21 protein-coding genes, 2 tRNA genes and 1 pseudogene are annotated in these 22,454 nt (G+C 69.9%); 10 read left to right on the top strand and 14 right to left on the bottom strand.

Annotated features, from left to right (window positions below; translation table 11 throughout):
• Positions 1-21: 21 nt before the first annotated feature.
• Both ACFQS1_RS31960 and ACFQS1_RS31955 read right to left on the bottom strand, forming a co-directional pair.
• A complete protein-coding gene (locus ACFQS1_RS31960; RefSeq protein WP_378975614.1) occupies positions 22-921 on the bottom strand; it encodes a sulfurtransferase in 900 nt (299 codons plus the stop codon).
• A 25-nt stretch (positions 922-946) separates the two neighbouring features.
• Positions 947-1,711: an SGNH/GDSL hydrolase family protein gene (locus tag ACFQS1_RS31955; RefSeq protein WP_378975612.1), complete on the bottom strand. Its 765-nt coding sequence runs from the start codon at positions 1,709-1,711 to the stop codon at positions 947-949.
• 136 nt (positions 1,712-1,847) lie between these two features.
• Between ACFQS1_RS31955 and ACFQS1_RS31950 the strand changes: the two genes are divergently transcribed.
• From ACFQS1_RS31950 to ACFQS1_RS31935, 4 genes are read left to right on the top strand one after another with little or no spacing between them, the layout of a single operon-like run.
• Positions 1,848-3,578 carry a proline--tRNA ligase gene (locus ACFQS1_RS31950; RefSeq protein ID WP_378975610.1) on the top strand — a complete coding sequence of 577 codons (1,731 nt, stop codon included), beginning with the start codon at positions 1,848-1,850 and terminating at the stop codon, positions 3,576-3,578.
• Positions 3,579-3,606: 28 nt separating this feature from the next.
• Positions 3,607-3,999, top strand: a complete 393-nt coding sequence (locus ACFQS1_RS31945) for a CBS domain-containing protein (RefSeq protein WP_378975608.1) — start codon at positions 3,607-3,609, stop codon at positions 3,997-3,999.
• A 23-nt stretch (positions 4,000-4,022) separates the two neighbouring features.
• Positions 4,023-4,448 carry a SufE family protein gene (locus ACFQS1_RS31940; protein WP_378975606.1) on the top strand — a complete coding sequence of 142 codons (426 nt, stop codon included), beginning with the start codon at positions 4,023-4,025 and terminating at the stop codon, positions 4,446-4,448.
• A 9-nt stretch (positions 4,449-4,457) separates the two neighbouring features.
• A complete protein-coding gene (locus tag ACFQS1_RS31935; protein ID WP_378975604.1) occupies positions 4,458-5,108 on the top strand; it encodes a DsbA family oxidoreductase in 651 nt (216 codons plus the stop codon).
• An 83-nt stretch (positions 5,109-5,191) separates the two neighbouring features.
• Here ACFQS1_RS31935 and ACFQS1_RS31930 read toward each other — a convergent pair whose 3' ends face one another.
• Both ACFQS1_RS31930 and ACFQS1_RS31925 read right to left on the bottom strand, forming a co-directional pair.
• On the bottom strand, positions 5,192-5,740 hold the full coding sequence (locus tag ACFQS1_RS31930; RefSeq protein WP_378975679.1) for a YbaK/EbsC family protein: 549 nt from the start codon (positions 5,738-5,740) through the stop codon (positions 5,192-5,194).
• A gap of 18 nt (positions 5,741-5,758) precedes the next feature.
• Entirely contained in the window at positions 5,759-6,523 is a 765-nt protein-coding gene (locus tag ACFQS1_RS31925; RefSeq protein ID WP_378975602.1) for an SDR family oxidoreductase, read from the bottom strand.
• 93 nt (positions 6,524-6,616) lie between these two features.
• On the opposite strand from ACFQS1_RS31925, the gene ACFQS1_RS31920 reads away from it, so the two are divergent.
• The 5 genes from ACFQS1_RS31920 to ACFQS1_RS31900 all read left to right on the top strand — a co-directional run bounded on the left by ACFQS1_RS31920 (position 6,617) and on the right by ACFQS1_RS31900 (position 10,413).
• Positions 6,617-7,063, top strand: coding sequence for a hypothetical protein (locus ACFQS1_RS31920; protein ID WP_378975601.1), 447 nt, complete (start codon positions 6,617-6,619; stop codon positions 7,061-7,063).
• A 12-nt stretch (positions 7,064-7,075) separates the two neighbouring features.
• The gene (locus ACFQS1_RS31915) at positions 7,076-7,777 is read left to right on the top strand and encodes a DUF6461 domain-containing protein (protein ID WP_378975599.1); all 702 of its coding nucleotides are present in this window, start codon (positions 7,076-7,078) and stop codon (positions 7,775-7,777) included.
• Positions 7,778-7,852: 75 nt separating this feature from the next.
• The gene (locus tag ACFQS1_RS31910) at positions 7,853-8,389 is read left to right on the top strand and encodes a helix-turn-helix domain-containing protein (protein WP_378975677.1); all 537 of its coding nucleotides are present in this window, start codon (positions 7,853-7,855) and stop codon (positions 8,387-8,389) included.
• Between the two features lie 162 nt (positions 8,390-8,551).
• The gene (locus tag ACFQS1_RS31905; RefSeq protein WP_378975597.1) at positions 8,552-9,844 is read left to right on the top strand and encodes a class I SAM-dependent methyltransferase; all 1,293 of its coding nucleotides are present in this window, start codon (positions 8,552-8,554) and stop codon (positions 9,842-9,844) included.
• A gap of 170 nt (positions 9,845-10,014) precedes the next feature.
• A complete protein-coding gene (locus tag ACFQS1_RS31900; protein ID WP_378975595.1) occupies positions 10,015-10,413 on the top strand; it encodes an NUDIX domain-containing protein in 399 nt (132 codons plus the stop codon).
• A 383-nt stretch (positions 10,414-10,796) separates the two neighbouring features.
• On the opposite strand, the gene ACFQS1_RS31895 is transcribed toward ACFQS1_RS31900, so the two are convergent.
• The 6 genes from ACFQS1_RS31895 to gyrB all read right to left on the bottom strand — a co-directional run bounded on the left by ACFQS1_RS31895 (position 10,797) and on the right by gyrB (position 16,819).
• Positions 10,797-10,869 (bottom strand) — tRNA-Ala (locus tag ACFQS1_RS31895).
• A 16-nt stretch (positions 10,870-10,885) separates the two neighbouring features.
• Complete coding sequence (locus ACFQS1_RS31890) at positions 10,886-11,014, bottom strand: DLW-39 family protein (protein WP_211268820.1); 129 nt, start codon at positions 11,012-11,014, stop codon at positions 10,886-10,888.
• Between the two features lie 213 nt (positions 11,015-11,227).
• A tRNA-Ile gene (locus ACFQS1_RS31885) sits at positions 11,228-11,301 on the bottom strand.
• A 76-nt stretch (positions 11,302-11,377) separates the two neighbouring features.
• On the bottom strand, positions 11,378-12,238 hold the full coding sequence (locus tag ACFQS1_RS31880; RefSeq protein ID WP_378975592.1) for a DUF3566 domain-containing protein: 861 nt from the start codon (positions 12,236-12,238) through the stop codon (positions 11,378-11,380).
• Positions 12,239-12,241: 3 nt separating this feature from the next.
• A complete protein-coding gene (gyrA, locus tag ACFQS1_RS31875; protein ID WP_378975590.1) occupies positions 12,242-14,755 on the bottom strand; it encodes a DNA gyrase subunit A in 2,514 nt (837 codons plus the stop codon).
• 117 nt (positions 14,756-14,872) lie between these two features.
• A complete protein-coding gene (gene gyrB, locus ACFQS1_RS31870; protein WP_378975588.1) occupies positions 14,873-16,819 on the bottom strand; it encodes a DNA topoisomerase (ATP-hydrolyzing) subunit B in 1,947 nt (648 codons plus the stop codon).
• Positions 16,820-17,366: 547 nt separating this feature from the next.
• Between gyrB and ACFQS1_RS31865 the strand changes: the two genes are divergently transcribed.
• A complete protein-coding gene (locus ACFQS1_RS31865; RefSeq protein WP_378975586.1) occupies positions 17,367-17,933 on the top strand; it encodes a hypothetical protein in 567 nt (188 codons plus the stop codon).
• 44 nt (positions 17,934-17,977) lie between these two features.
• On the opposite strand, the gene ACFQS1_RS31860 is transcribed toward ACFQS1_RS31865, so the two are convergent.
• The 4 genes and pseudogenes from ACFQS1_RS31860 to dnaN all read right to left on the bottom strand — a co-directional run bounded on the left by ACFQS1_RS31860 (position 17,978) and on the right by dnaN (position 22,092).
• Positions 17,978-18,523 carry a DciA family protein gene (locus tag ACFQS1_RS31860; protein WP_378975584.1) on the bottom strand — a complete coding sequence of 182 codons (546 nt, stop codon included), beginning with the start codon at positions 18,521-18,523 and terminating at the stop codon, positions 17,978-17,980.
• Positions 18,524-18,863: 340 nt separating this feature from the next.
• A complete protein-coding gene (gene recF / locus ACFQS1_RS31855; protein WP_378975582.1) occupies positions 18,864-19,994 on the bottom strand; it encodes a DNA replication/repair protein RecF in 1,131 nt (376 codons plus the stop codon).
• A 52-nt stretch (positions 19,995-20,046) separates the two neighbouring features.
• Positions 20,047-20,928, bottom strand: a pseudogene (gnd, locus tag ACFQS1_RS31850) (phosphogluconate dehydrogenase (NAD(+)-dependent, decarboxylating)); the annotation flags it as partial.
• Positions 20,929-20,958: 30 nt separating this feature from the next.
• Positions 20,959-22,092 carry a DNA polymerase III subunit beta gene (gene dnaN, locus ACFQS1_RS31845; protein ID WP_378975580.1) on the bottom strand — a complete coding sequence of 378 codons (1,134 nt, stop codon included), beginning with the start codon at positions 22,090-22,092 and terminating at the stop codon, positions 20,959-20,961.
• Between the last annotated feature and the right edge of the window lie 362 nt (positions 22,093-22,454).

Raw genomic sequence — 22,454 nt, 5'->3', positions numbered from 1 at the left:
CCCCGCTCTTCAGCGCACGACTTAGTGCATGCCGCCCGGCTCGGGGCCCTTGGCGATCGGCGCCCGCACCAGGTTGCCCCACTCGGTCCAGGAGCCGTCGTAGTTGCGGACCTGCGGGTATCCGAGCAGGTGGTGCAGCACGAACCAGGTGTGGCTGGACCGCTCGCCGATCCGGCAGTAGGCGATGATGTCGTCGGCCGCCTCGAGGCCGAGCTCGTCGCGGTAGATCTTGGTGAGCTCGTCGGCCGGCTTGAACGAGCCGTCCTCGTTCGCCGCCGCCTTCCACGGCTTGCTCAGCGCGCCCGGGATGTGCCCGCCGCGCAGCGCGCCCTCCTGCGGGTAGGCCGCCATGTGCGTGAGCTCGCCCGTGTACTCCTGCGGCGAGCGCACGTCGACCAGCGGCCGGCCGCTGGCGATGTGGCCCATCACCTGGTCGCGGAAGGCCCGGATCTCGGCGTCGTTGCGGACCGGCACCGGGTACTCCGCCCGCGGGCGCTCGGTCTTGTCGCGGGTCAGCGGGCGGCCTTCGGCCACCCACTTCTGCCGGCCGCCGTCGAGCAGGCGGACGTCGCGGTGGCCGAAGAGACTGAAGACCCAGAGGGCGTACGCGGCCCACCAGTTGAAGTTGTCGCCGTAGAAGACGATCGTGTCGTCCCGCCCGATGCCCTTGGCCTCGCACATGGCGGCGAACGCGGCGGGGTCGAGGTAGTCGCGGGTGGTCTGGTCGTTGAGCTCGAGGTGCCAGTCGACCTTGACCGCGCCCGGGATGTGCCCGGTGTCGTAGAGCAGCACGTCCTCGTCCGACTCCACGACCACGAGGCCGGGCGTGTCGAGGTTGGCGGCCAGCCACTCGGTGGTGACCAGTTTGTCGGGGTGCGCGTACGCCTGCAGGGACGGCGCCGGATCGTTCGCAACGGACATGTTGTTCACGCTATCGCTCGAAGGCTCACTCCATGGGCGCCAATGCCGGACGTTTGGCTGTGATGCTGTCGCCGCTGGAGTGGCCGCGCAGGTGCCGGCCCATCCACGGCACCAGGTGCTCGCGGGCCCAGCGCAGGTCGGCGCCGCGGGCGAGCAGCCACGGGGTCGGCTCGGGGGCCGGCGGCACCAGCATCCACTCGTCGTCGACGCCGACGCCGAGCGCGCTCAGCACGTGGGCGGCGACGCGCCGGTGGCCGGCGGCCGACAGGTGCAGGCGGTCGGGGGCCCACATGTGCGGGTGGTGGAACTTGTCGTCGCCGAACAGGTCGATCACGTACGCGCCGTACTTCTCGCCGAGCATGGTGGCGCCGTCGTTGAGCACGGCCGCCCGCGGGCTCATGATCCGCTGGCCGGGCAGGTGCGCGGTGACGTCGGCGAAGCGGAACAGGATCACGTCGGCGCCGGCCTCGCGGAGCCGGGCCACCATCGGATCCATCCGGGCGACCAGCGCGTGCGGGTCGACGCGGGGTCGCAGCACGTCGTTCCCGCCGCCGGCGAAGCTGACCAGCCCGGGCCGCATGGCCAGGGTCGGCTCGAGCTGCTCGTCGATGATCTGGTTGAGCAGGCGGCCGCGGATGGCCAGGTTCGCGTAGCCGAAATCGGGTCCGTAGTCGACGGCGAGCCGGGCGGCGACCAGGTCGGCCCAGCCGCGGAAGGTGCCGTCGGGATACCTGTCGTCCAAGCCCTCGGTGAAGCTGTCGCCCATCGCCACGAAGCTGTGCCAGGCCATCGGCCGTCCCCCTAACGTCCTTCACCTGTAGATGACAGTTAGCTTTACTCCTCGCCGCCGGTCACCGCAGCGTGACGCTGACGACACACCCGTTAACCGGTGGCTTGTGTCGCACCCCCTCAATACGCTGCTCGGCATGCTGTTGCGGATGTCCACCTTGCTGCTCAAGACCCTGCGTGAGGAGCCGGCGGACGCGGAGGTGCCGAGCCATCGGCTGCTGCTGCGCGCCGGGTTCATCCGTCGCGCCGCCCCGGGTGGGTACACCTGGCTCCCGCTCGGCAAGCTCGTCCTCGACCGGGTGACCGCCGTGGTCCGCGAGGAGATGGTCGCGATCGGCGGGCAGGAGGTGTCGTTCCCGGCGCTGCTGCCGCGCGAGCCCTACGACATCAGCAACCGCTGGACGGAGTACGGCGACGACCTGTTCACCCTGCGCGACCGGCGGGGCGGCGAGTATTTGCTGGCGCCCACCCACGAGGAGATGTTCACCCTCCTGGTGCAGGACATGACCAGCTCGTACCGCGATTTCCCGCGGTTGCTGTTCCAGGTGCAGAGCAAGTTCCGCGACGAGGCGCGCCCGCGGGCCGGCCTGTTGCGCGGGCGCGAGTTCCTGATGAAGGACGCCTACTCGTTCAGCCTCACCGACGCCGAGCTCGTGTCGGTCTACGGCGAGGTCCGCGCGGCCTACCAGCGCATCTTCGACCGGCTCGGGCTGTCGCACACGATCGTGGCCGCGATGTCCGGCGCCATGGGCGGCTCGGCCTCGGAGGAGTTCCTCGCCACCTCCGAGGTGGGCGAGGACACGTTCGTCGCGTGCACGTCGTGCACCTACGCGGCCAACACCGAGGCGGTCGTCACCGTCTATCGCGGCTCCCCGGCGCCGGCCGGCCCGCTCACCGTGCACGACACACCATCGACCCCGACCATCGACTCCCTGGTCGACCTCGCCAATGCCCGGGCCTTGGCGGGCCGCACCGACTGGACGGCCGCCGACACGCTGAAAAACGTCGTCGTCACCGTGCACCACCCGGGCGCGGAAGACGAGCTTCTGGTCATCGGCGTCCCCGGTGACCGCGAGGTCGACCTCAAGCGGCTCAATGCCGTTCTCGATCCGGCCTCGGCCACCCTCTTCGACGACTTCGCGTCCCGGCCTGACCTGGTGAAGGGATACATCGGGCCGCAGGGGATCAAGGTGCGCTACCTGGCCGACCCGCGGGTGTCACTCGGCACCGCCTGGCTGACCGGCGCCAACGAGCCCGGCAAGCACGCCACCAACGTGGTCGCCGGCCGCGACTTCACCCCCGACGGGACGATCGAGGCGGCCGAGGTGCGGGCCGGCGACCCGTGCCCGGCCTGCGCCGAGGGGGCTCTGACCGTCCGCCGCGGCATCGAGATCGGGCACGTCTTCCAGCTCGGCCGCAAGTACACCGACGCGTTCCAGGTCGACGTCCTCGGGGTGGACGGCAAACCCGTACGCCCCACCATGGGCTGCTACGGGATCGGGGTGTCCCGGTCGGTGGCGGCGATCGCCGAGCAGCACCACGACGACCGCGGCCTGCTCTGGCCGGACGAGGTCGCGCCGGCCGACGTGCATGTCGTCGCGGCCGGCAAGGACGGGCAGGTGGAGGCCGCTCTCGAGCTCGCCGGCAGGCTGGTCGCCACCGGGCTGCGGGTGCTCGTCGACGATCGGCCGCAGCTCTCCGCCGGGGTGAAGTTCACCGACGCCGAGCTGATCGGCATCGCCCGTTCGGTGGTGGTCGGGCGCCGGCTCGCCGACGGTCTCGTGGAATTCCGCGACCGGCGCACCGGCGAACGATCCGAGGTGGCGATGGCCGACCTACCGCGTGTAATCAGGGATGCACTCGGGTAACAGGAGTCTCATAACGGGAGGTATCAACGTGGCCAAGGTCTCGATCGGTGAGGTGATGACGAGGCAGGTCGTCTACCTGCCCGAGGGCACGATGCTGGACGAGGCCGCGCAGGCGATGCGCGACCAGGGCATCGGCGACGTCGTCGTGACCAGCGGGCCGACCATGGTGGGCGTGGTCACCGACCGCGACATCGTGATCCGGGCGATCGCGGAGAACCTGCCGCCCAAGGAGACCACGCTCGGCTCGATCGTCTCGCACGAGCTGATCATGGTGGAGCAGTCGGCCACTGTGGAGGAGGCGGTGCAGGCGATGCGCGAGCGGGGTGTCCGGCGGCTGCTGGTCTGCGACGCCGATCGCAAGGTCGTCGGGATCATCAGCCTGAGTGACGTGGCCCTCCTCCCGACCTCGGCGCCGGCGTAGCAGCTCCGCGTAGGGTCGATGTCGTGACCGACATGCCCCCGAAGCTGGCCGAGATCGTCGACGAGTTCGCGTCGGCGCCGCGCGACGTCGTGCTCGAGATGCTGATCGAGTTCGCCGACGCGATGCCACCGCTGCCGGCCGAGCTGGCCGGGCACGACGGCATGGAACAGGTGCCCGAGTGCCAGACCCAGTTCTTCCTCAAGGCGGTCGTCGAGCCGGACGACACGGTGACGACGTGGTTCGACTGCCCGCCCGAGGCGCCGACCACGCGCGCCTTCGCCGGCGTGCTGGCCGAGGGCCTCGAGGGAGCGTCGACGGCCGAGATCCTGGCCGTTCCCGATGATCTTTACGCCCGGATGGGGCTGGCGCAGGCGATCAGTCCGCTGCGCATCCGCGGCGGGTCGGCGATCCTCGCCCGGCTCAAGCGGCAGATCGCCGCTCAGGTCTAGGGGGTGCCGGTGGACATTCAGGTCTGGTCCGACGTCGTCTGCCCGTGGTGCTACCTGGGCAAGGTCCGGCTCGAGAGGGCGCTCGCCGAGTTCCCCGGCGACGTGACGGTGACCTATCGGGCATACCAGCTCGATCCCCGGCCGGTGACCCACCCGGTGCGCACCAAGGACGCGCTGGCCGCCAAGTTCGGCGGCCGCGAGCGGGCCGACCAGATGTTCGCGCACGTCACGTCGGTCGCCGCCGGCGACGGGCTGCGTCTCGACTTCGACCGGTCGATCGCGGCCAACTCCTTCGACGCGCACCGGCTGATCGCCTGGGCGGCGGGCCGGAACCGGCAGGCCGAGATGCTCGACGCCCTTCAGCGCGCGCACTTCACCGATGGCATCGACATCGGCTCCCGGCAGGCGCTCGCCCAGGTGGCCGGGTCGATCGGGCTCGACCGGGGCGCCGCGTTCGAGTACCTTTCGTCGCCGGCCGGCACCGAGGCGGTGAACGCCGACCTCGCCGAGGCTCGCGAGCTGGGGATCACCAGCGTCCCGACCTTCGTGATCGACGGGAAGTACGCGATCCAGGGCGCCCAGGAACCGGCCACCATCCTCGCGGCCCTGGCGGAGATCGCCCGCCGCGAGACGGTCGACGTCGTCGACATCGATCGATGACGTTTCACGTGGAACGACATCGACGCATTTATGGTCTGTGTCGAAGTCGGGGCCGCAGCCCGTCTCCGACTACGGCACAGACCTTAAACCTGTTTGGCCAGGCCCTCGATGACCTCCGCGTGCGGCAGCGCGCCGAGCGCGGGTCCGGCTATCGCGATCTTGCTGTGCCGCACCCCGGAACCCACGATCACGTGCGGCGTGGCCGCCACCCGGGCGTCGACCAGGATCGGCCAGTCGGCCGGCAGCCCGATCGGGGTGATGCCGCCGTACTCCATCCCGGTCAGCCGGACCGCCTCGTCCATCGGCGCGAAGCTGCACTTGCGGACGTCCAGACGGCGGCGGACCACGCCGTTGACGTCGGCACGGGTGGTCGCGAGGACGATGCACGCCGCGTACTTCGTGACCCCGCCGCGCGCACCCGACACGATCACGCAGTTCGCCGAGACGTCCATGCCCACCTCGTATGCCTCGCAGAACGCCGCGGTGTCGGCCAGATCGGGGTCGATCGGCGCGACCAGCACCTGGTCGACGTCGACCGGCGCGTCATCCGGCCACACCGCCAGGGCCTTGGCCACCGGCGGGGCCACCAGGTCGAGGCGGGACTGGGCGGGCTCGAGCTTGAGGGTTCCCATCACGCCCGCCATCCTCGCTCAATACTTGGTGGCCAGGTAGTCCTCCCACGATCGAGTTCCGGTCGTCGTGGCGGGCGTGGTCAGCGCGCCGTCGCGGACCGCCTTGGCCATGCGGCCGGGGATGCGTAGCCGCCAGACCGGCCGCTTCGCCCGGCGAGCCGTCAGCCAGGAGCGGGCAATCTCGTCGAACGTGATGACCTGCGGCCCGGCGTACTCGATGATCTGGCCGGTCGGCGGCACGGCGAGCAGCTCGGCGATGCGGCCGGCCACGTCCTCGATCGCGACCGGCTGCACCCGCCAGCTCGGATCGATGATCACCGGGCCGAGCTTGCTGGACGCCGACACCAGCATCTCGACGAACGGATGGAACTGGGCGGCCCGCAGGATCGTGTACGGGCTGCCGCTGCGCTGGACGACCTTCTCGGTGTCGAGCTTGGCCTGGTAGTAGCCGAAGGGCACCCGGTCGAGACCGTTGATCGAGATGTACAGGACGTGCCGCACACCGGCCGGCTTGGCGACCGCGAGCAGCCGCTCGGTGCCCTCGACGTCGGTCTGCCGCGGCTTGCCCGCCGACGACGCCAGGTGCACGATCACGTCCACTCCCTCGACCGCCTCGGCCAGGCCCTCGCCGGTACGCAGATCGCCGACCACCCAGCCGGGCTTGGCGTGCCGGCTCATCGGGCGTACCCGGTAACCCGCCTTCTCCAGAACCGGGACCACCGCCGATCCCAGCGTCCCGCTCGCCCCGGTCACCAGCACTGTTTTGTTCGCGTTCTCAGTCATGCCATCCGGACGATCGACGCATCGGCAACGTGACGTGGCCTCGATCACCTCGACCGCTCAGCCCGACGCGGATCTTGCCGACCGTCAGGGGGTGTGAGGGAACGTCGCAAAGCCCGGATCGGGACCGTCAGCGGTCTCGCTCTGCTGGCCGGGGGCACCGCCGTCGCGGCGGTCGCCGGCGGCGCGCATTCGGTCTTCGCGACGATCCTGCTCGGGCTGCTCGCCCTCGGCATGGGCCACGCGCTGCTGGTCGAGATCCGCAGGCAGGCGCGGCGGTCGACGCCGGGCGGCTGGACCCGGGCCGACACGATCAACGCGGTCCTGCTGGCCTGCTGGGCGGAGGCCGCCCTCATCCTCACGATTCTCGAGGCGGGACCGGTCCCGGTGCGCGTAGTGGGCGGGCTGCTCGCCGCCGCGTACACCGCAAGTTGCGCCTATTTCGTCACGCAGCGGCGGCGAGCGCTCGCGCCCCAGGCCACCGACCGACCGGGCGGCGCGGAAGCATCCGATGACAGGCTCCCGGCGCGCCCCCGTCTTTGATCTACTGTCGCCGTGCGTCGTCGATCACTCGTCCTTCTTCTCGCCACCGGCAGCCTCGCCACCGGCAGCCTCGCGGCGTGCAGCTCGCGGCGCTCCGGGACGCCGGCCGCCGCCGCGACCCCGCGCGCCGCGGTCGCCGACGACTACCGGTGGTTCACGGTCGAGCCTGACTTCGGCAAGGGCTTCTGCTTCACCTGGGTCAAGGGGCTCACCCCGCGGCAGGTCCTCGCCCGGCTCAACGGCGACGAGCTCGAGCGGATCACCTGGCCCCAGCTGGTCGGCGCCGGCGACGGCCCGACCGGCGTCACCGACCGGTACTACATCGGCGTCACCCGGGTCGAGGGCTGGACGCTGATCGTCGAGGACAACGGCCAGCTCGGGGTCGACGAACGGCTGGTGCGCCCGCTCTCCAGGGACACCACCGTCGTGACCCACCAGCGCGGCGCCGACGGGCACGGCCGGTTCCTGCTGCTCCAGGACGGCGCGGTCCAGCTCGACTTCGATCCGTCGACGCCCGCGAAGACTGCCGGCGGCCGGGCCGCGGAGCTCCGGCCGATGATCGCGTCGGTGGGCTTCGGCGTCGGCGACGACCCGGCGCGGCCGATCCGGGCGGCGTTCGCGCTGGCCGAGCGGCTGACCGGCACGACGTTGACCGAGGAGCTGTTGCGCACCAACACGTACCTGTTCACGGAGGTCCCCCGCCCTACGAATTGAAGAGGGCTTGAAAGAGTCAACAGCCGTTCGGTCGTTGCATTCGCGATCGGCCGGGTCCAACATTCGCCTGTGACGATGCGTTCATCCGAGTTGCTGAGCATCGGCGAGGCGGCGATCCTGCTGCGCTCCTCGCGGCAGCAGGTCGTCGATCTCTGCGCGCGCGGCCTGCTGCCGTACGTCACCGTCGGCACGCACCGGCGCCTGCGCCGGGCCGACGTCGAGGCCCTCATCCGGCCCGCCCTGACCCGCGAGCAACTCGAGCAGCTCTGGCTGCACCGGGCGATCGCCGGCAAGTTCGTGTCGAACCCGGCGGCGCTGCTGGCGGCCGCCTCGATCACCCTGCGGCGACTGCGCCGCCTGCACCCCGAGGGCCACTCCTGGGAGTGGCTCGACCGGTGGCAGGCCGTGATCGACAGCGGTGCGGAGGCGGTCCTCGACGCCATGACGTCCTCGGCCGAGTACGCGATCGAGTTGCGTGGCACGTCGCCCTTCACCGGCATATTGTCCGAAGTGGAGCGCCGCACGGTGCTCGAGGCGCTGACCGAGAGCCGGCGCGACCGCGCGCGTCAGGTGCCGCCGGAAAAGCTCGAGCGAGTGCTACGCGCAGTGTGAGTCATCGATCACAAAGCTACAAAAGGACCTTATGAAGATTGCCGCGGCGGGCGGATAGTGGATCAGTTCAACCCTTGCTGCCAGGGCATCAGCCTGGCAGCAGACCCCGGCCGCGCCGATGCGATCTCGCAGCGCGACTGGCTGCGCCCCCGGGAGGTTCCCATGCCGACCAGCACCCCTCCATCCACCGTCGCGACCAGGCTCAGCCGCCTCCTCGAATCGGTCCTGCAGACCCCGATGCCGGTCCGGATCAGGGCCTGGGACGGCTCGACCGCCGGCCCGGCCGACGCGCCGACCCTGATCATTCGCCACAAGCGCGCGATGCGCCGCATCATGTGGCAGCCCAACGAGCTGGGCCTGGCCCGGGCGTACGTCGCCGGCGAGGTCGACCTCGACGGCGATCTCTACGACGCCCTCGCCCGGCTCGAAGCCCTCGTCTGGCGATCACCCGAGATCAAGGACCTGCCGTTCCGCACGGTCGCGGCCGATGTCGTACGCCTCGGCGTGCTCGGCACCCAGCCCAAGCCGCCGCCCGAGGAGATGCGGGTCACCGGCGCCCAGCACAGCAAGCGCCGGGACAAGCAGGCGGTGAGCCAGCACTACGACGTGGGCAACGACTTCTACCGGATCGTGCTCGGCGAGAGCATGGTCTACTCCTGCGCCTACTGGACCTCGGACGCGCCCGGCTACGGCCTGGCCGACGCCCAGCGCGACAAGCTCGATCTGATCTGCCGCAAGCTCGACCTCAAGCCCGGCATGCGGCTGCTCGACGTGGGCTGCGGCTGGGGGAGCCTCGCCATGCACGCGGCCCGCGAGTACGGCGTGCAGGTGCTCGGCATCACGCTCTCCGGCGAGCAGGCCGAGTACGCCCGCAAGGCGGTCGCCGAGGCCGGTCTCACCGACCAGGTCGAGATCCGCATCCAGGACTACCGCGACCTCGACGACGGCCCGTTCGACGCGATCTCCAGCGTCGGCATGGCCGAGCACGTGGGCACCGGCCCCTACAAGGCGTACGCCGAGATCCTGCACGCCCAGCTCAAGCCGGGCGGCCGCTTGCTCAACCACCAGATCGGCCGGCTGCACCTGCCGCCGAAGCAGCCGCACCAGCCGCGCAGCTTCATCGACGCGTACGTCTTCCCCGACGGCGAGCTGGCGCCCATCGGCACGACGGTCACCCTCTTGGAGCAGGCCGGCTTCGAGGTGCGCGACGTGCACGCCCTGCGCGAGCACTACGCCAAGACGCTGCGCGCCTGGGTGGCCAACTTGGAGTCCGACTGGTCCGACGCGGTCGCCCTGACCAGTCCCGGCCGCGCGCGCGTCTGGCGCCTCTACATGGCCGCGTCGGCGCTCGCCTTCGAGCAGGCCCGCATCGGCGTAAATCAGGTGCTGGCCGTCAAAACGCACCGTAACGGCGGCAGCGACATGCCCGCCACCCGGGCGGCCTTCGCGTCCTGACCCCGCGCCGCCGTGGTGCTCCGTCACCTGCCCCGATGGGGCACCACGGCTCTGCACAGGACCGGCCAACCGTCCATATCGGTTAGTGACGTGCCGGTTACCGCCCGATACCTCCGCAAGTTATCCACAACATTGAGCACAATCTCGGCCGAGCGGTTAGCCTGCGGTTCGTGGATGAACGAAAACGGGCCGCCGCCGTGATCGTCCGCGACGGCCGTGTCCTGATGGTGCACGAGCGGTCCCGGCGCTCCGGCGGCGGTGAGTGGTGGACCCTCCCCGGCGGCGGCGTCGAGCCGGGCGAGACCCTCGAGGAGGCCCTGCGCCGCGAGGTCTTCGAGGAAACCGGCCTGGTCGTCTCCACCGCCCGCCATGTCCTCGAGATGCCCTACCCCTCCGGCATGACCTCAGTCTTCTCGGTCACGGTGGCCGACGGCGAGCCGCGCCTCCCCCACGACGACGGCACCGGCCCCGAGCCCTTGGGTCTGGATTGGCTCCCCGCCCCCGAGCTCCCCATCGAGTCCCACCACGGAGTCCCGATCCCACCCATGATCGTCGTCCTGCCGGCCTGACCGCCCACACACGACGATCCCGGGCACCCGATGGCCGTGGTGGCATGCCGCCGCAGGTGCGCAGTGGTTTCGCTGCCAGCAGGAACGGCAGGCGTTCATCAGGCAGGTGTGCCGACGGCTAACCGCTCTCGACCGCGCCCGCAGCGAAGCCGCCCACCGCACCCACCGCACCGCGGGCACGCGGGCCTTGTTCCCCGGCCGCAGCGGGGCCGCTCACCGCACCCACCGCACCGCGGGGACGCGGGCCTCGTTCCCCCGGCCGCAGCGCGGCCGCCCACCGCGCCCACCGCACCGCGGGGCTTCCGGGGGCTAGGCCCCCGGAGCAGATATGACGAATCCCCCTGGTCCGCGCTTTCCGCGGACAGGGGGATTCCAGGGATTCGTGGAGCCCAGGGGACTTGAACCCCTAACCCCCGCCTTGCAAAGGCGGTGCTCTGCCAGTTGAGCTAGGGCCCCCGGTCTACCAATGAGCCTATCGGAGGTCAGGGGCCGTGGTCGCCTCGTGCCACAGCGCCCGCTCGTCACTGGAGGCCTTGACCTTCTTGACCACGAGGGCGGCAACCCCCACGATGCCGGCAACAATCAGGAGCTTCTTCAGCACAGCTGACCCCTCACTCTAAGGGCTGCGGCCCCAAGCGGATCCGCACCGCCACCGCGCCCACCAGATCGCCGGGGTTCTGCGGCCGCCAAGCGGATCCACATCGCCCACCGCAACCACTGGATCGCGGGGTTTCCGGGGGCTCGGCCCCCGGAGCAGATATGACGAGCGACCAGGGTCCGCGCCTTCCGCGGACAGGGGAACGCCCGTCGCTCGTGGGGCTAGCTGGAATCGAACCAGCGACCTCAGAGTTATCAGCTCTGCGCTCTAACCGACTGAGCTATAGCCCCGCGCGATTGCGACACCGAAGGTTACCGCACCGGGTCGCGGGCCACCAAAACGGGGTGGCCCGCGCTGGCGTCAATTTCAGTCGCGCTCGGCGAGCGTCAGCTCAACGCCGCCGACGAGGTCGGCGCAGACGTTGTAGATGAACGCGCCGAGGGTGGCCAGCGCCGTGAACAGGACGACGTTGACCGCGCCGACCAGCATCGACGTGCCGATGACGCCCCAGGCGGTGATGCGGAAGCCGCCGCTCGAGGAGGCGTCGGTGCCGCCGCTGGCGCTCACCAGTTCCTTGAGGCTGTTGTTGACCTCACTCCAGACGCCCATGGCGTCGAGGGCCAGGTAGAGCACCGAGGTGGCGACGACCACGACGATGAACAGCACGACGGAGACGGCGAAGGAGAACTTCATCACCGACCACGGGTCGATCCGCTTGAGGTTCAGCCGGGCCCGCCGCGGGCCGCGTGCGGCCGCCCCGGTGACCGTGGAGCGGGCCGAACGAACCGCCTCGGTGACCCGGGCCGCGCCGACCGCCCCGGACTGCTGGCCGGGACCGCCGGGACGCTGTTGCGGCTTGGCGCCGCCGGTCACGGTGCCGGGCTGGCCGGGGCCGCCGGGCCGCTGAGGGGCAGCGGCCGGCGGGGGACCGGGCCGCGACGGCGTGGCGCCCTTGCCCTTGGTGACGATCGGCACGGTCGCCGAGCCCTTGGCCACGGCCGGGCCGGCGGGCCGTTTCGGGTCGGACGAACCGTCACTGTCGGCGGGCGGCTCACCCGGCGGCGGGGCCATGCCCGGCGCCCGGGTGAACTTCGGCGGGGACGGGGCTTCGGCGGGGTTCGCGGCGCGTGCCGCACCATCGCGCCCGTTCGCGGCGTCCTTCTTGGCCGCCTCGCCCGGAGTCGCTGAGGCCCCCGCGGCCCCCGACTTCGCCTGTGTCTCCGGCATCAACTAGTCCTGTTCGTCAGGCTCGTCGGCATTGCGAGCAAGCGCCACGATGGTTACACCTTCTGGGAGGTCCATCAGCTTGACCCCCATTGTGTTCCGATCCCGCGTGCGCCGTACAGGCTTCACGGGAGTCCGGATGACACCACCATTGCTGGTGATGGCAAATAGTTCATCCTCCGGGCTGATCACGAGCGCGCCGACCAGGCCACCACGGCGTTCCGTGATTTTGGCGGTCAGAACGCCCTTGCCGCCCCTGCCCTGCACCGGATACTCCTCGATCGGCGTCCGCTTTGCATACCCACCGTCGGTGGCGACCAACACATCCATGCCCTCGCGAACCACTTCCATCGCCAGGAGCTCGTCGTTGTCACCGAAGCGCATGCCGATGACGCCCGAGGTGGCCCGGCCCATCGGCCGCAGCGCCTCATCGGTCGCGTTGAATCGAATCGCCTGGGCGTGCTTGGAGACGAGCAGAAGATCGTTCTCCGATGCCGCCAGGGCAGCGCCCACCAACTCGTCATCCTCCCGCAGGTTGATGGCGATGATGCCACCGCTGCGGTTGGAGTCAAATTCCTCGAGCCGGGTCTTCTTCACGAGCCCATTCTTGGTGGCGAGCACAAGATACGGCGCGACCTGGTAATTCGGGATCTGGATCACCTGGGCGATGTGCTCGTCGGGCTGGAAGGCGAGCAGGTTGGCGACGTGCTGGCCCTTGGCGACGCGGGCCGCCTCGGGCAGCTCGTACGCCTTGGCCCGGTAGACCCGGCCCTTGTTGGTGAAGAACAGGATCCAGTCGTGTGTCGAGATCACGAAGAAGTGCGAGACGATGTCGTCCTGCCGCAGGGTGGCGCCGCTCACGCCCTTGCCGCCGCGCTTCTGCGATCGATACAGATCGACCTTCGTGCGCTTGGCATATCCCGTACGTGTGATGGTCACCACAACGTCCTCGCGCGCGATGAGGTCCTCCATGGAGACCTCGCCGTCGAACGGGATGATTTGGGTGAGCCGCTCGTCGCCGTACTTCTGCACGATCTCGCCGAGCTCCTCGGAGACGATCGCCCGCTGCCGTTCCGGCTTGGCGAGGATGTCCTTGAGGTCGGCGATCTCGATCTCGATCTTGGCCAGCTCGTCGATGATCCGTTGGCGCTCGAGCGCGGCCAGCCGGCGCAGCTGCATGTCGAGGATGGCGCCGGCCTGCACCTCGTCGATGTCGAGCAGCTGAATCAGGCCGGTGCGGGCGTCGTCGACCGTCGGCGACCGCCGGATCAGGGCGATCACCTCGTCGAGCATGTCGAGCGCCTTGACCAGGCCGCGCAGGATGTGCGCGCGCTCCTCGGCCTTGCGCAGCCGGAACGCCGTACGCCTGCGGATGACCTCGATCTGGTGGTCGACGTAATAGCGGATGAACTGGGCCAGGTTCAGCGTGCGCGGCACGCCGTCGACCAGCGCCAGCATGTTCGCCCCGAACGTCTCCTGCAGCTGGGTGTGCTTGTACAGGTTGTTGAGCACGACCTTGGCGACCGCGTCGCGCTTGAGGACAATGATCAACCGCATTCCCGTACGGCCGGAGGACTCGTCCTTGATGTCGGCGATGCCGGTGAGCTTGCCCTCCTTGACCAGCTCGGCGACCCGCTCGGCCAGGTTGTCCGGGTTGACCTGGTACGGCAGCTCGGTGACGACCAGACACGGCCGGCCGCGCGGGTCCTCCTCGACCTCGACGACCGCGCGCATCCGGATCGAGCCGCGCCCGGTCCGGTACGCGTCCTGGATCGCCTGCTGACCGACGATCAAGCCCTTGGTCGGGAAGTCGGGGCCCTTGACCAGGCCCAGCACCGCCTCGAGCGTGGCCTCCTCGTCCGCCTCCGGGTTGTCCAGGTACCACTGCACGGCGGCCGCGATCTCGCGCAGGTTGTGCGGCGGGATCTTGGTGGCCATGCCGACCGCGATGCCCTCGGAGCCGTTGACCAGCAGGTTGGGGAACCGGGCCGGCAGGATCGTCGGCTCGTTCGTCCGCCCGTCGTAGTTGTCCTGCATGTCGACGGTGTCTTCGTCGATGTCCCGCAGCATCTCCATCGCCAGCGGCGACAGCTTCGACTCCGTGTATCTCATGGCGGCCGGCGGGTCGTTGCCGGGCGAGCCGAAGTTGCCGTTGCCGTCGATCAGCGGGTACCGCAGCGACCACGGCTGGCCCATCCGGACCAGGGCGTCGTAGATCGACGAGTCGCCGTGCGGGTGGTAGTTGCCCATCACGTCGCCGACGACGCGGGCGCACTTGACGTAGCCGCGGTCGGGGCGGAAGCCGGAGTCGTACATGGCGTAGAGGATCTTGCGGTGCACCGGCTTGAGGCCGTCCCGCACGTCGGGCAGCGCCCGGCCCACGATCACGCTCATCGCGTAGTCGAGGTACGAGCGCTGCATCTCGACCTCGAGGCCGACCGGCTCGACTCGCTGGGTCACGCCACCGCCGGCCTCCTCGGGGGAGTCGTCGCCGACGGGGGTTTCCGGAGTGTCAGTCACTGTTAACCCTTACTCAAGGTGAAACCAGACAAGTACGGCCGAAAGCACGCATCTTGCTGTGGATAACGTTGTGGAAAGCCGGTGGGTGCTGTGGATATCCACAGCACCCCGACGCCCTCAGATGTCGAGGAAGCGCACGTCCTTGGCGTTGCGCTGGATGAACGAGCGCCGCGCCTCGACGTCTTCACCCATCAAGACGCTGAAGAGCTCGTCCGCTGTTGCGGCGTCGTCGAGCGTCACCTGACGTAGCGTGCGCGTCGCCGGGTCCATCGTCGTGTCCCACAACTCGTGGAAGTTCATCTCGCCGAGGCCCTTGAACCGCTGGATGTCGTCCGGCTTGGCGTTCGGCTTCTTCTGCTGGCGCAGCGCGATCAGGCCGTCCCGCTCCCGGTCGGAGTAGGCGTACTGCGCGTCGTCGCCGCGCTTGTTCCACTTGATCTTGTAAAGCGGCGGAGCGGCCAGGTAGACGTGGCCCTGCTCGACCAGCGGCCGCATGAAGCGGAACAGCAGGGTGAGCAGCAGCGTCTGGATGTGCTGGCCGTCGACGTCGGCGTCGGCCATCAGCACGATCTTGTGGTAGCGCAGCTTGGCGATGTCGAAGTCGTCGTGGATGCCGGTGCCCAGCGCGGTGATCAGCGACTGGACCTCGTTGTTCTTCAGCACCCGGTCGATCCGGGCCTTCTCCACATTCAGGATCTTGCCGCGGATCGGCAGGATGGCCTGGATGGCGCTGTTGCGGCCCTGCTTGGCCGAGCCGCCGGCCGAGTCGCCCTCGACGATGAACAGCTCGCACACCCGGGGGTCGGTCGACTGGCAGTCGGCCAGCTTGCCCGGCATCGAGCCGGACTCCAGCAGCGACTTGCGCCGGGCCAGCTTGCGGGCCTGCTGGGCGGCGATGCGCGCCCGGGCGGCCTGGGACGCCTTAGTGATGATGGTTTTGGCGTCCGCCGGGTTGCGGTCGAACCAGTCGGCCAGCTGCTCGTTGGCGACCCGCTGGACGAAGCTCTTCATGTCGGTGTTGCCGAGCTTGGTCTTGGTCTGGCCCTCGAACTGCGGGTTCTGCAGCTTCACCGAGATGATCGCGGCGAGACCCTCACGGATGTCCTCGCCGGAGAGCTTCTCGTCGCTCTTGAGGAACTTCTTCTCGGCGCCGTAGCGGTTGACGATGCTGGTCAGCGCCGACCGGAAGCCCTCCTCGTGGGTGCCGCCCTCGTGCGTGTTGATCGAGTTGGCGAAGGTGTAGACCGACTCGCCGTACGACTCGTTCCACTGCATGGCGATCTCGACGGCCATGCCCTCCTCGGTCGACTCCGAGCCGAAGTCGATGACCGACTTGTGGATCGGGTTCTTGGTCATGTTCAGGTGGCGGACGAAGTCGGAGATGCCGTCCTCGTACATGAACGTGACCTTGCGCTGGTTGCCCTCCTCGTCGACCGAGCGCTCGTCGGTGAAGTTGATCGTCAGCGCCTTGTTGAGGAACGCGTACTCCTGCAGCCGGCGGTAGATGGTCTGGAAGTCGAAGTCGGTGGTCTCGAAAATCCCCGCGTCGGGCCAGAACTGCACGGTCGAGCCGGTCGTAGTGGTGGGCTCGCCCTTCTGCAGGGGGCCGGGCTTGGAGTTGTGGTAGTCCTGACGCCAGACGAAGCCGTCCTTGTGGATCTCGACGTGCATCCGGGTGGACAGCGCGTTGACCACCGAGACGCCGACGCCGTGCAGGCCGCCGGAGACCTTGTACGCCGTGCCCTCGAACTTGCCGCCGGCGTGCAGGACGGTCAGCGCGACCTCGACACCCGGCTTCTTCAGCTTCGGGTGCAGGTCGACCGGGAAACCGCGGCCGTTGTCGGTGACCGAGACGCCACCGTCGGCCCGCAGGACCACATCGACGGTGTCGCAGTACCCGGCCATCGCCTCGTCCACGGCGTTGTCCACAACCTCCCAGACGAGGTGGTGAAGACCGCGCTCACCGGTGGAGCCGATGTACATGCCGGGACGCTTGCGGACTGCTTCGAGGCCTTCGAGCACGGTGATCTGACCGGCACCGTATTCCTGCTTCTTCTCTGCCACCCTCGGCCACTTTCTCGCGCCGGGCCCCTGGTGGGAGGCCCCGCGGCGGGGTTGTCGGGCGCGTGACGGGGCAGCCGGCGGGCATGGCGCACCAAAGGCAGAAGCCGCGGGGAGGAGCGGACCACCGGTGGAACCGTGCACGCCGGTCGCCGCGGCGAGCCCGCGGATCGTGATCGGCTGGAAAAACCGCGTAGCGTGACGGGCGTCAACGCCCATCGTCTTGGACCGCTACGCAATGCTTTCCCGGTCTGCGTCGATTCTACCTCGCCGGAACGAGTTTGCGAGGGTCCGGCACCCCGTCCGGGTGCCTCAGATCGCCGTAGCGCCGTCGGAGCCGCCACCCGAGTCTCCCCCTACACGGAAGAGCCGTCTCGCGCAACGACAAGTCATCCGGCTGTCGATCGTCACCGCGCGCCTGCCGGACCGAGCGGCCACGCGCTGCGACACTGCCTCACAACACCGGGCCGTCGTGTCGTACTCTCGCCCGCGCGGATCCGGTGGACGGCCGGACGGCCGCGCAGCAGGTCGAGGAGGGGTGGCCCCCAACATGGCGCACGACAAGGGGCTGGAGAACGTCGCGGTGCACTGGCCGCGCACGAACCAGTATTACGACCCGGTGGCTCCCGCCGAGTTCGTCGACTTCGGGGCGATCGCCGACGCGCCCGAGATCGCCGCACCGACCGGGGCGCTGGCCCTGCACATCGCGAAGACCGGCACGGTGCGCGCCACCGCGTACACCGAGCTGGTCGACCTGCTGCTCGGCCTGGATGGGGTGCTCTACGCGACCGACGCGGCCGCCGAGGACGAGGATCCGGTGATCGATCCCGACGGCTGCGCGTGGATCGCCGGCGGCCTCGAGCGCTTCGTCGAGGGCCATGAGAAGTTCGGCGACCTGGTCACCTTCGACACCGTCGCCGAGGTCATGCGGGCGGCGATCAACCAGGGCCGGCTCGCCGAGCAGCAGTTGCGCTGGCTGGAGAACCGCCTGTCGGCCCTGCGCGACGACGCCGGCAACGCGCCGCACTGGAGCTTCGCCCGCTCCGAGCTGGCGATTTTGGGCGGCTTCTACCGCAGATGCGCCGATCGCGGCTTTGCCGTTTTCGCCGACTACTGAGCAAGCGCGCAAACCGCCTGAAACTTCAAAATCAAGAGCACCATTCAGCCGTACGTGTCCCGCGGGCCCCGCCCCTGCACCCGGCGCGGGCCTCGGTTCCACGACGGCGCGGCCGGGCCGTGGATGTTGAGTTTCTTGACCACGTTGTGGCCCACCTCGGTGCCGATGTTGCGCAGCAGCGACGCGGCGAGCAGGCGAAGCTGGGTGGCCCAGGCGGTCGACTCGGCCTCGACCGTCAGCACGCCGTCGTCGAGCTTCACCGGCCGGCTGTGCTTGGCGATCTCGGGGCCGACCACCCGCTCCCACGCGCCGAACACGGTGGCCTCGGCCTTCGGCTTCTCCCAGCCGCGGGCCTTCATCAGCCGGGCCAGCACGTCGCCGAACAACTGGGGATCGCGCGGGTCGGGACCCGGGCCCGAATAGCCCCGCGGGCGCTTGCCTGCGGTGCCGCCATCGCCCCGGCGGCGCGGGTTGGCCGTGGCGGCCTTGCGCTTGGCGAGCGCGGCGTCGAGCACGGCCCGCGCCAACTCGGGCCCGGAAGCCCCCTCAGCGCCTCGCTGAGCCTCCGAAGCCCCCTCGCCCTGATCCACTCCTGCCCCCGGCGCACGGTCGGCCGCAGCGGCCCGCTCGTCCGGCCCGGCCCGACCCCCACCCGTCGTCCGGCCGGCGCGACCTTCCGGCCCTCGCCCCGGCTCGCGGCGTTCGGACCCGCGCGCATCCGGCCCGAGAGATTCCGGCTCACGTGCTTCGCGTCCGCGACCTTCCGGCCCGCGAGCTTCCCGTCCCCTTCCGCGCCCGGGCGCGATGTCGTCCGGGGGTGGCGTGTCGTACCACGACGGGGCGGTGTCACCCTCGCCGAGGTGTGGATCGGGCTGTGGAAAGCGGCCCTTGGGGAAGAACCGCTCGGCGGTCGGGTCGTAGGGGCGATCGTCACTGGGCACGGGACACCGATCCGAGGGTCACGTCGAAGCGGGCGCCACGCAGCGAGGGCGGGACGTCCTCGGGCACCGCGCAGGTCACCAGCAGCTGGCCGGCGTCGGCGACCAGGGCGGCGAGGCGGTCGCGGCGGCCGCCGTCGAGCTCGGCGAACACGTCGTCGAGGACCAGCACCGGCTCGATGCCGTCGGAGCGCAGCAGGTCGTACGCGGCCAGGCGCAACGCCAGGGCGAACGACCAGGACTCGCCGTGGCTCGCGTAGCCCCGCGCCGGCAGGTCGCCCAGCGTCAGGGTGAGGTCGTCGCGGTGCGGGCCGACCAGGGTCACCCCGCGCTCGATCTCGGCCGTCCGGCGCTCCTGCAGGGCGGCGAGCAGCGCCTGCTCGAGCGCCTCCCGGTCGGGTGCGAGGGCGTCGCCCAGGCCCGAGGCGTACGCGATGGAGGCGGCCGCCCTCCCGGCCGCCACCGCGTCATAGGCCTTGGTGAGGTGCGGGCCGAGCGCCGCGACCAGCTCCAGCCGGCCGGCCAGCAGCTCGGCGCCGTGGTGGGCGAGGTGCTGGTCCCAGACCGCCAGCGTGGACAGATCCTGGCCGCGGGTGCCGCCGACCTTGCGGGTCAGGTACGCCGTGCGCAACAGGGCGTTGCGCTGCTTGATCACCCGGTCGTAGTCGGCGCGGACGCCGGCGTAGCGGGGCTGGCGGGCGACGAGCAGGTCGTCGAGGTAGCAGCGGCGCGCGGACGGGTCGCCGCGGACCAGCTCGAGATCCTCGGGAGCGAACAGCACCATGCGCAGCGCGCCCAGCACCTCGCGGGGGCGGCGCACCGGCGAGCGGTTGAGCCGGGCCCGGTTGGCCTTGCCCGGGACGATCTCGAGCTCGACCAGCAACTCGCGTCCATCGTGGACGATCGCGCACCGGATGACGGCCGACGCGGCGCCGGCCCGGACGAGGGGTGCGTCGGTGGCCACCCGGTGACTGTCCAGTGTGGCCACGTAGCCGAGCGCCTCGACGAGGTTGGTCTTGCCCATGCCGTTCTGGCCGACCAGCACCGACACGCCCGGGTCGAGGTCGACCGCCACCCGCTGGTACGAGCGGAAGTCGCTCAACTCGACCCGGCGTACGTACATCCCCTGATTGTCCTTCGTCGTGCGGCGAAGCCGCCGTGGCAGCTCGGCCGGCTCAGCTGATGACGGCGTGGCCGCCGAACTGCTGGCGCAGCGCGGCGACGGCCTTCATGGCCGGCGAGTCGATCTGGCGGGACTCGAAGCGGGTGAACAGCGACGCGGCGATCACGTGGGCGGGCACGGCGAGACGGACGGCCTCGTCGACCGTCCAGCGGCCCTCGCCGGTGTCCTCGGCGTAGCCCTTGAGCTTGCCCAGCTCGGGGTCGCCGTCGAGTGCCCGGTCGAGCAGGTCGAGCAGCCACGACTTGACGACGCTGCCCTCGCGCCAGCTCTTGATCGCGCCGGGGACGTTGTCCACGTACTCGGAGGCCTCGAGCAGCTCCCAGCCCTCGGCGAGCGCCTGCATCATGCCGTACTCGATTCCGTTGTGGACCATCTTGGTGTAGTGGCCGGCGCCGACCGGGCCGGCGTGCACGAAGCCGTACGGGCCCTCGGGCTTGAGCGCGTCGAAGATCGGCTGGGCCTTGGCCACGTCCGCCGCGCTGCCGCCGACCATCAGGGCATAGCCGTTCTGGCTGCCCCAGATGCCGCCGGAGACGCCGCAATCCATGTACCCGATGCCCTTGGCGGCGAGCCGCTCGGCGCGCGGGCCGTCGTCGGTGAACTTCGAGTTGCCGCCGTCGATGATCAGGTCGCCCGCGGAGAGCAGCTCGCTCAGCTCGTCGATCGTGTTCTCGGTGATCTCGCCGGCCGGGACCATGGTCCACACGACCCGCGGCGCCTGGAGCTTCTCGACCATCTCGGCGAGCGAGTTTACGTCCCGTTTCTCCGGGTGATGGTCGTATCCGACCACTTCGTGCCCGGCTTTGCGGATACGGTCGGCCATGTTGCCGCCCATCCGCCCGAGACCGATAAGGCCAAGCTGCATGGTGTTCCCCCTAGATGTGCGGTTCTCTGAAGCCCAGTATCAGCGCGTTACCCGGATCGGCATGATCAGATAGCGGTAACCGGGCACGATTTCGCCGTTTTCGCCTGCGGGGGAGATCACAGCCGGCTTGAACGCGTCGACGAACGACAGGACCGCGTTGGGGGCACCTAGGTTCTGCAGGCCGTCGATCAGGTACTGCGGGTTGAAGCCGATCGTCAGCGCCTCGCCGGTGAACGTCGCCTCCATCGCCTCGCTGGCCCGCGCCTCCTCGGTAGTGCCGGCCTCCACGACCAGCCCGTCCTCGCTGAAGCTGAGCAGCACCGGGGTGGTGCGCTCGGCGACCAGGGCAACCCGGCGGACCACCTCCACCAGGGCGGCGACGGCGACCCGGGCCTCCGCGTTGTGGCTCGCGGGGAACAGCGAGCGGACCGGCGGATAGTTGGCGCCGTCCAGCAGGCGGCTCGTGGTGCGGCGGGTGCCACCGGCGAAGCCGATCATGCCCTCGCCCGCGTTGCCCTGGGACAGTGCCAGCGTCACCGAGCCGCCGAGCGGGCCGAGGGTCTTGGCCGTGTCGTTCAGCGTCTTGGCCGGGACCAGCGCGTTGAGGCTGATCTCGGGGTCGTCCGGGTTCCACTCCATCTCGCGCATCGCGAGGCGGTAGCGGTCGGTCGCCAGCATTGCCATCGTCGAGCCGTTCAGCTCGATGCGCACACCGGTCATCATCGGCAGCGTCTCGTCGCGGCCGGCCGCGATGGCCACCTGCGCGACCGCGGCCGCGAAGCCGGCGGCGTCGACCGTGCCGGCGCTCGACGGCATCTCCGGCAGCGTCGGGTAGTCCTCCACCGGCATCGTCGGCAGCGTGAACCGGGCGCTGCCGCACACGAGCTCCAGGTGCGCACCGACCGCGGCGATGTCGACCGGCTTGGCCGGCAGCGCCTTGGTGATCTCGGCCAGCAGGCGACCGGAGACCAGGGCGGCCCCGTCGGCGTCGGCCTGCACCTCGACGCTCACCTGGCTGGAGACTTCGTAGTCGAAGCCGGAAACGTGCAGCCGGCCGTCGGTGACTCGCAGCATGACGCCGGCGAGCACCGGCACCGACGGACGACTGGGCAGGCTCTTGGCCGTCCACGCCACGGCGTCGGCGAGTGCGTCTCGCTCCACCCGGAACTTCATGCTGTCCTCCGCGTCGCTTCCTCATATCGGGGGCTTCGACCCCCACGAACTTTATTGCGGGCAGCAAGTCCGTGCGTGCCCGGCCCTGCCGTTGCTTCCTTCAGGGCGAGGAGGCAGGAGCCGCCGGCGGCCCCATCCACAACATCCCCAACGCCGTTGATTGCTTTTTGTTCTCTACTAGAAAACTTCTAGTCGTCTTCATCGGGCCTGTGCACACTGTGGAGAACTCGAGTTGTTGCAGGTCAGAAGGTTATCCACCGGTGATTCACATGTGGGCAACCAGGGTACAAACCCTGGTCTGCGTCCACAGTCGTCGACCTGACTTCGGTTGTCCACCGTTGTCCACCGGATATCCACCGGAT

Source organism: Paractinoplanes rhizophilus (assembly GCF_042664765.1).
Lineage (GTDB): Bacteria > Actinomycetota > Actinomycetes > Mycobacteriales > Micromonosporaceae > Actinoplanes > Actinoplanes rhizophilus.
This window is presented reverse-complemented; position numbering and strand designations above follow the sequence as displayed.

Excerpts from the sequence above, each read along its gene's own strand:
- ACFQS1_RS31960 (WP_378975614.1), bottom strand. The coding sequence starts at position 921 with ATGTCCGTTGCGAACGATCCGGCGCCGTCCCTGCAGGCGTACGCGCAC.
- ACFQS1_RS31930 (WP_378975679.1), bottom strand. The coding sequence starts at position 5,740 with ATGGGAACCCTCAAGCTCGAGCCCGCCCAGTCCCGCCTCGACCTGGTG.
- ACFQS1_RS31865 (WP_378975586.1), top strand. The coding sequence starts at position 17,367 with ATGGCGCACGACAAGGGGCTGGAGAACGTCGCGGTGCACTGGCCGCGC.
- recF (WP_378975582.1), bottom strand. The coding sequence starts at position 19,994 with ATGTACGTACGCCGGGTCGAGTTGAGCGACTTCCGCTCGTACCAGCGG.
- ACFQS1_RS31925 (WP_378975602.1), bottom strand. The coding sequence starts at position 6,523 with ATGACTGAGAACGCGAACAAAACAGTGCTGGTGACCGGGGCGAGCGGG.
- ACFQS1_RS31950 (WP_378975610.1), top strand. The coding sequence starts at position 1,848 with ATGCTGTTGCGGATGTCCACCTTGCTGCTCAAGACCCTGCGTGAGGAG.
- dnaN (WP_378975580.1), bottom strand. The coding sequence starts at position 22,092 with ATGAAGTTCCGGGTGGAGCGAGACGCACTCGCCGACGCCGTGGCGTGG.
- ACFQS1_RS31910 (WP_378975677.1), top strand. The coding sequence starts at position 7,853 with ATGCGTTCATCCGAGTTGCTGAGCATCGGCGAGGCGGCGATCCTGCTG.
- ACFQS1_RS31880 (WP_378975592.1), bottom strand. The coding sequence starts at position 12,238 with ATGCCGGAGACACAGGCGAAGTCGGGGGCCGCGGGGGCCTCAGCGACT.
- ACFQS1_RS31955 (WP_378975612.1), bottom strand. The coding sequence starts at position 1,711 with ATGGCCTGGCACAGCTTCGTGGCGATGGGCGACAGCTTCACCGAGGGC.
- ACFQS1_RS31905 (WP_378975597.1), top strand. The coding sequence starts at position 8,552 with ATGCCGACCAGCACCCCTCCATCCACCGTCGCGACCAGGCTCAGCCGC.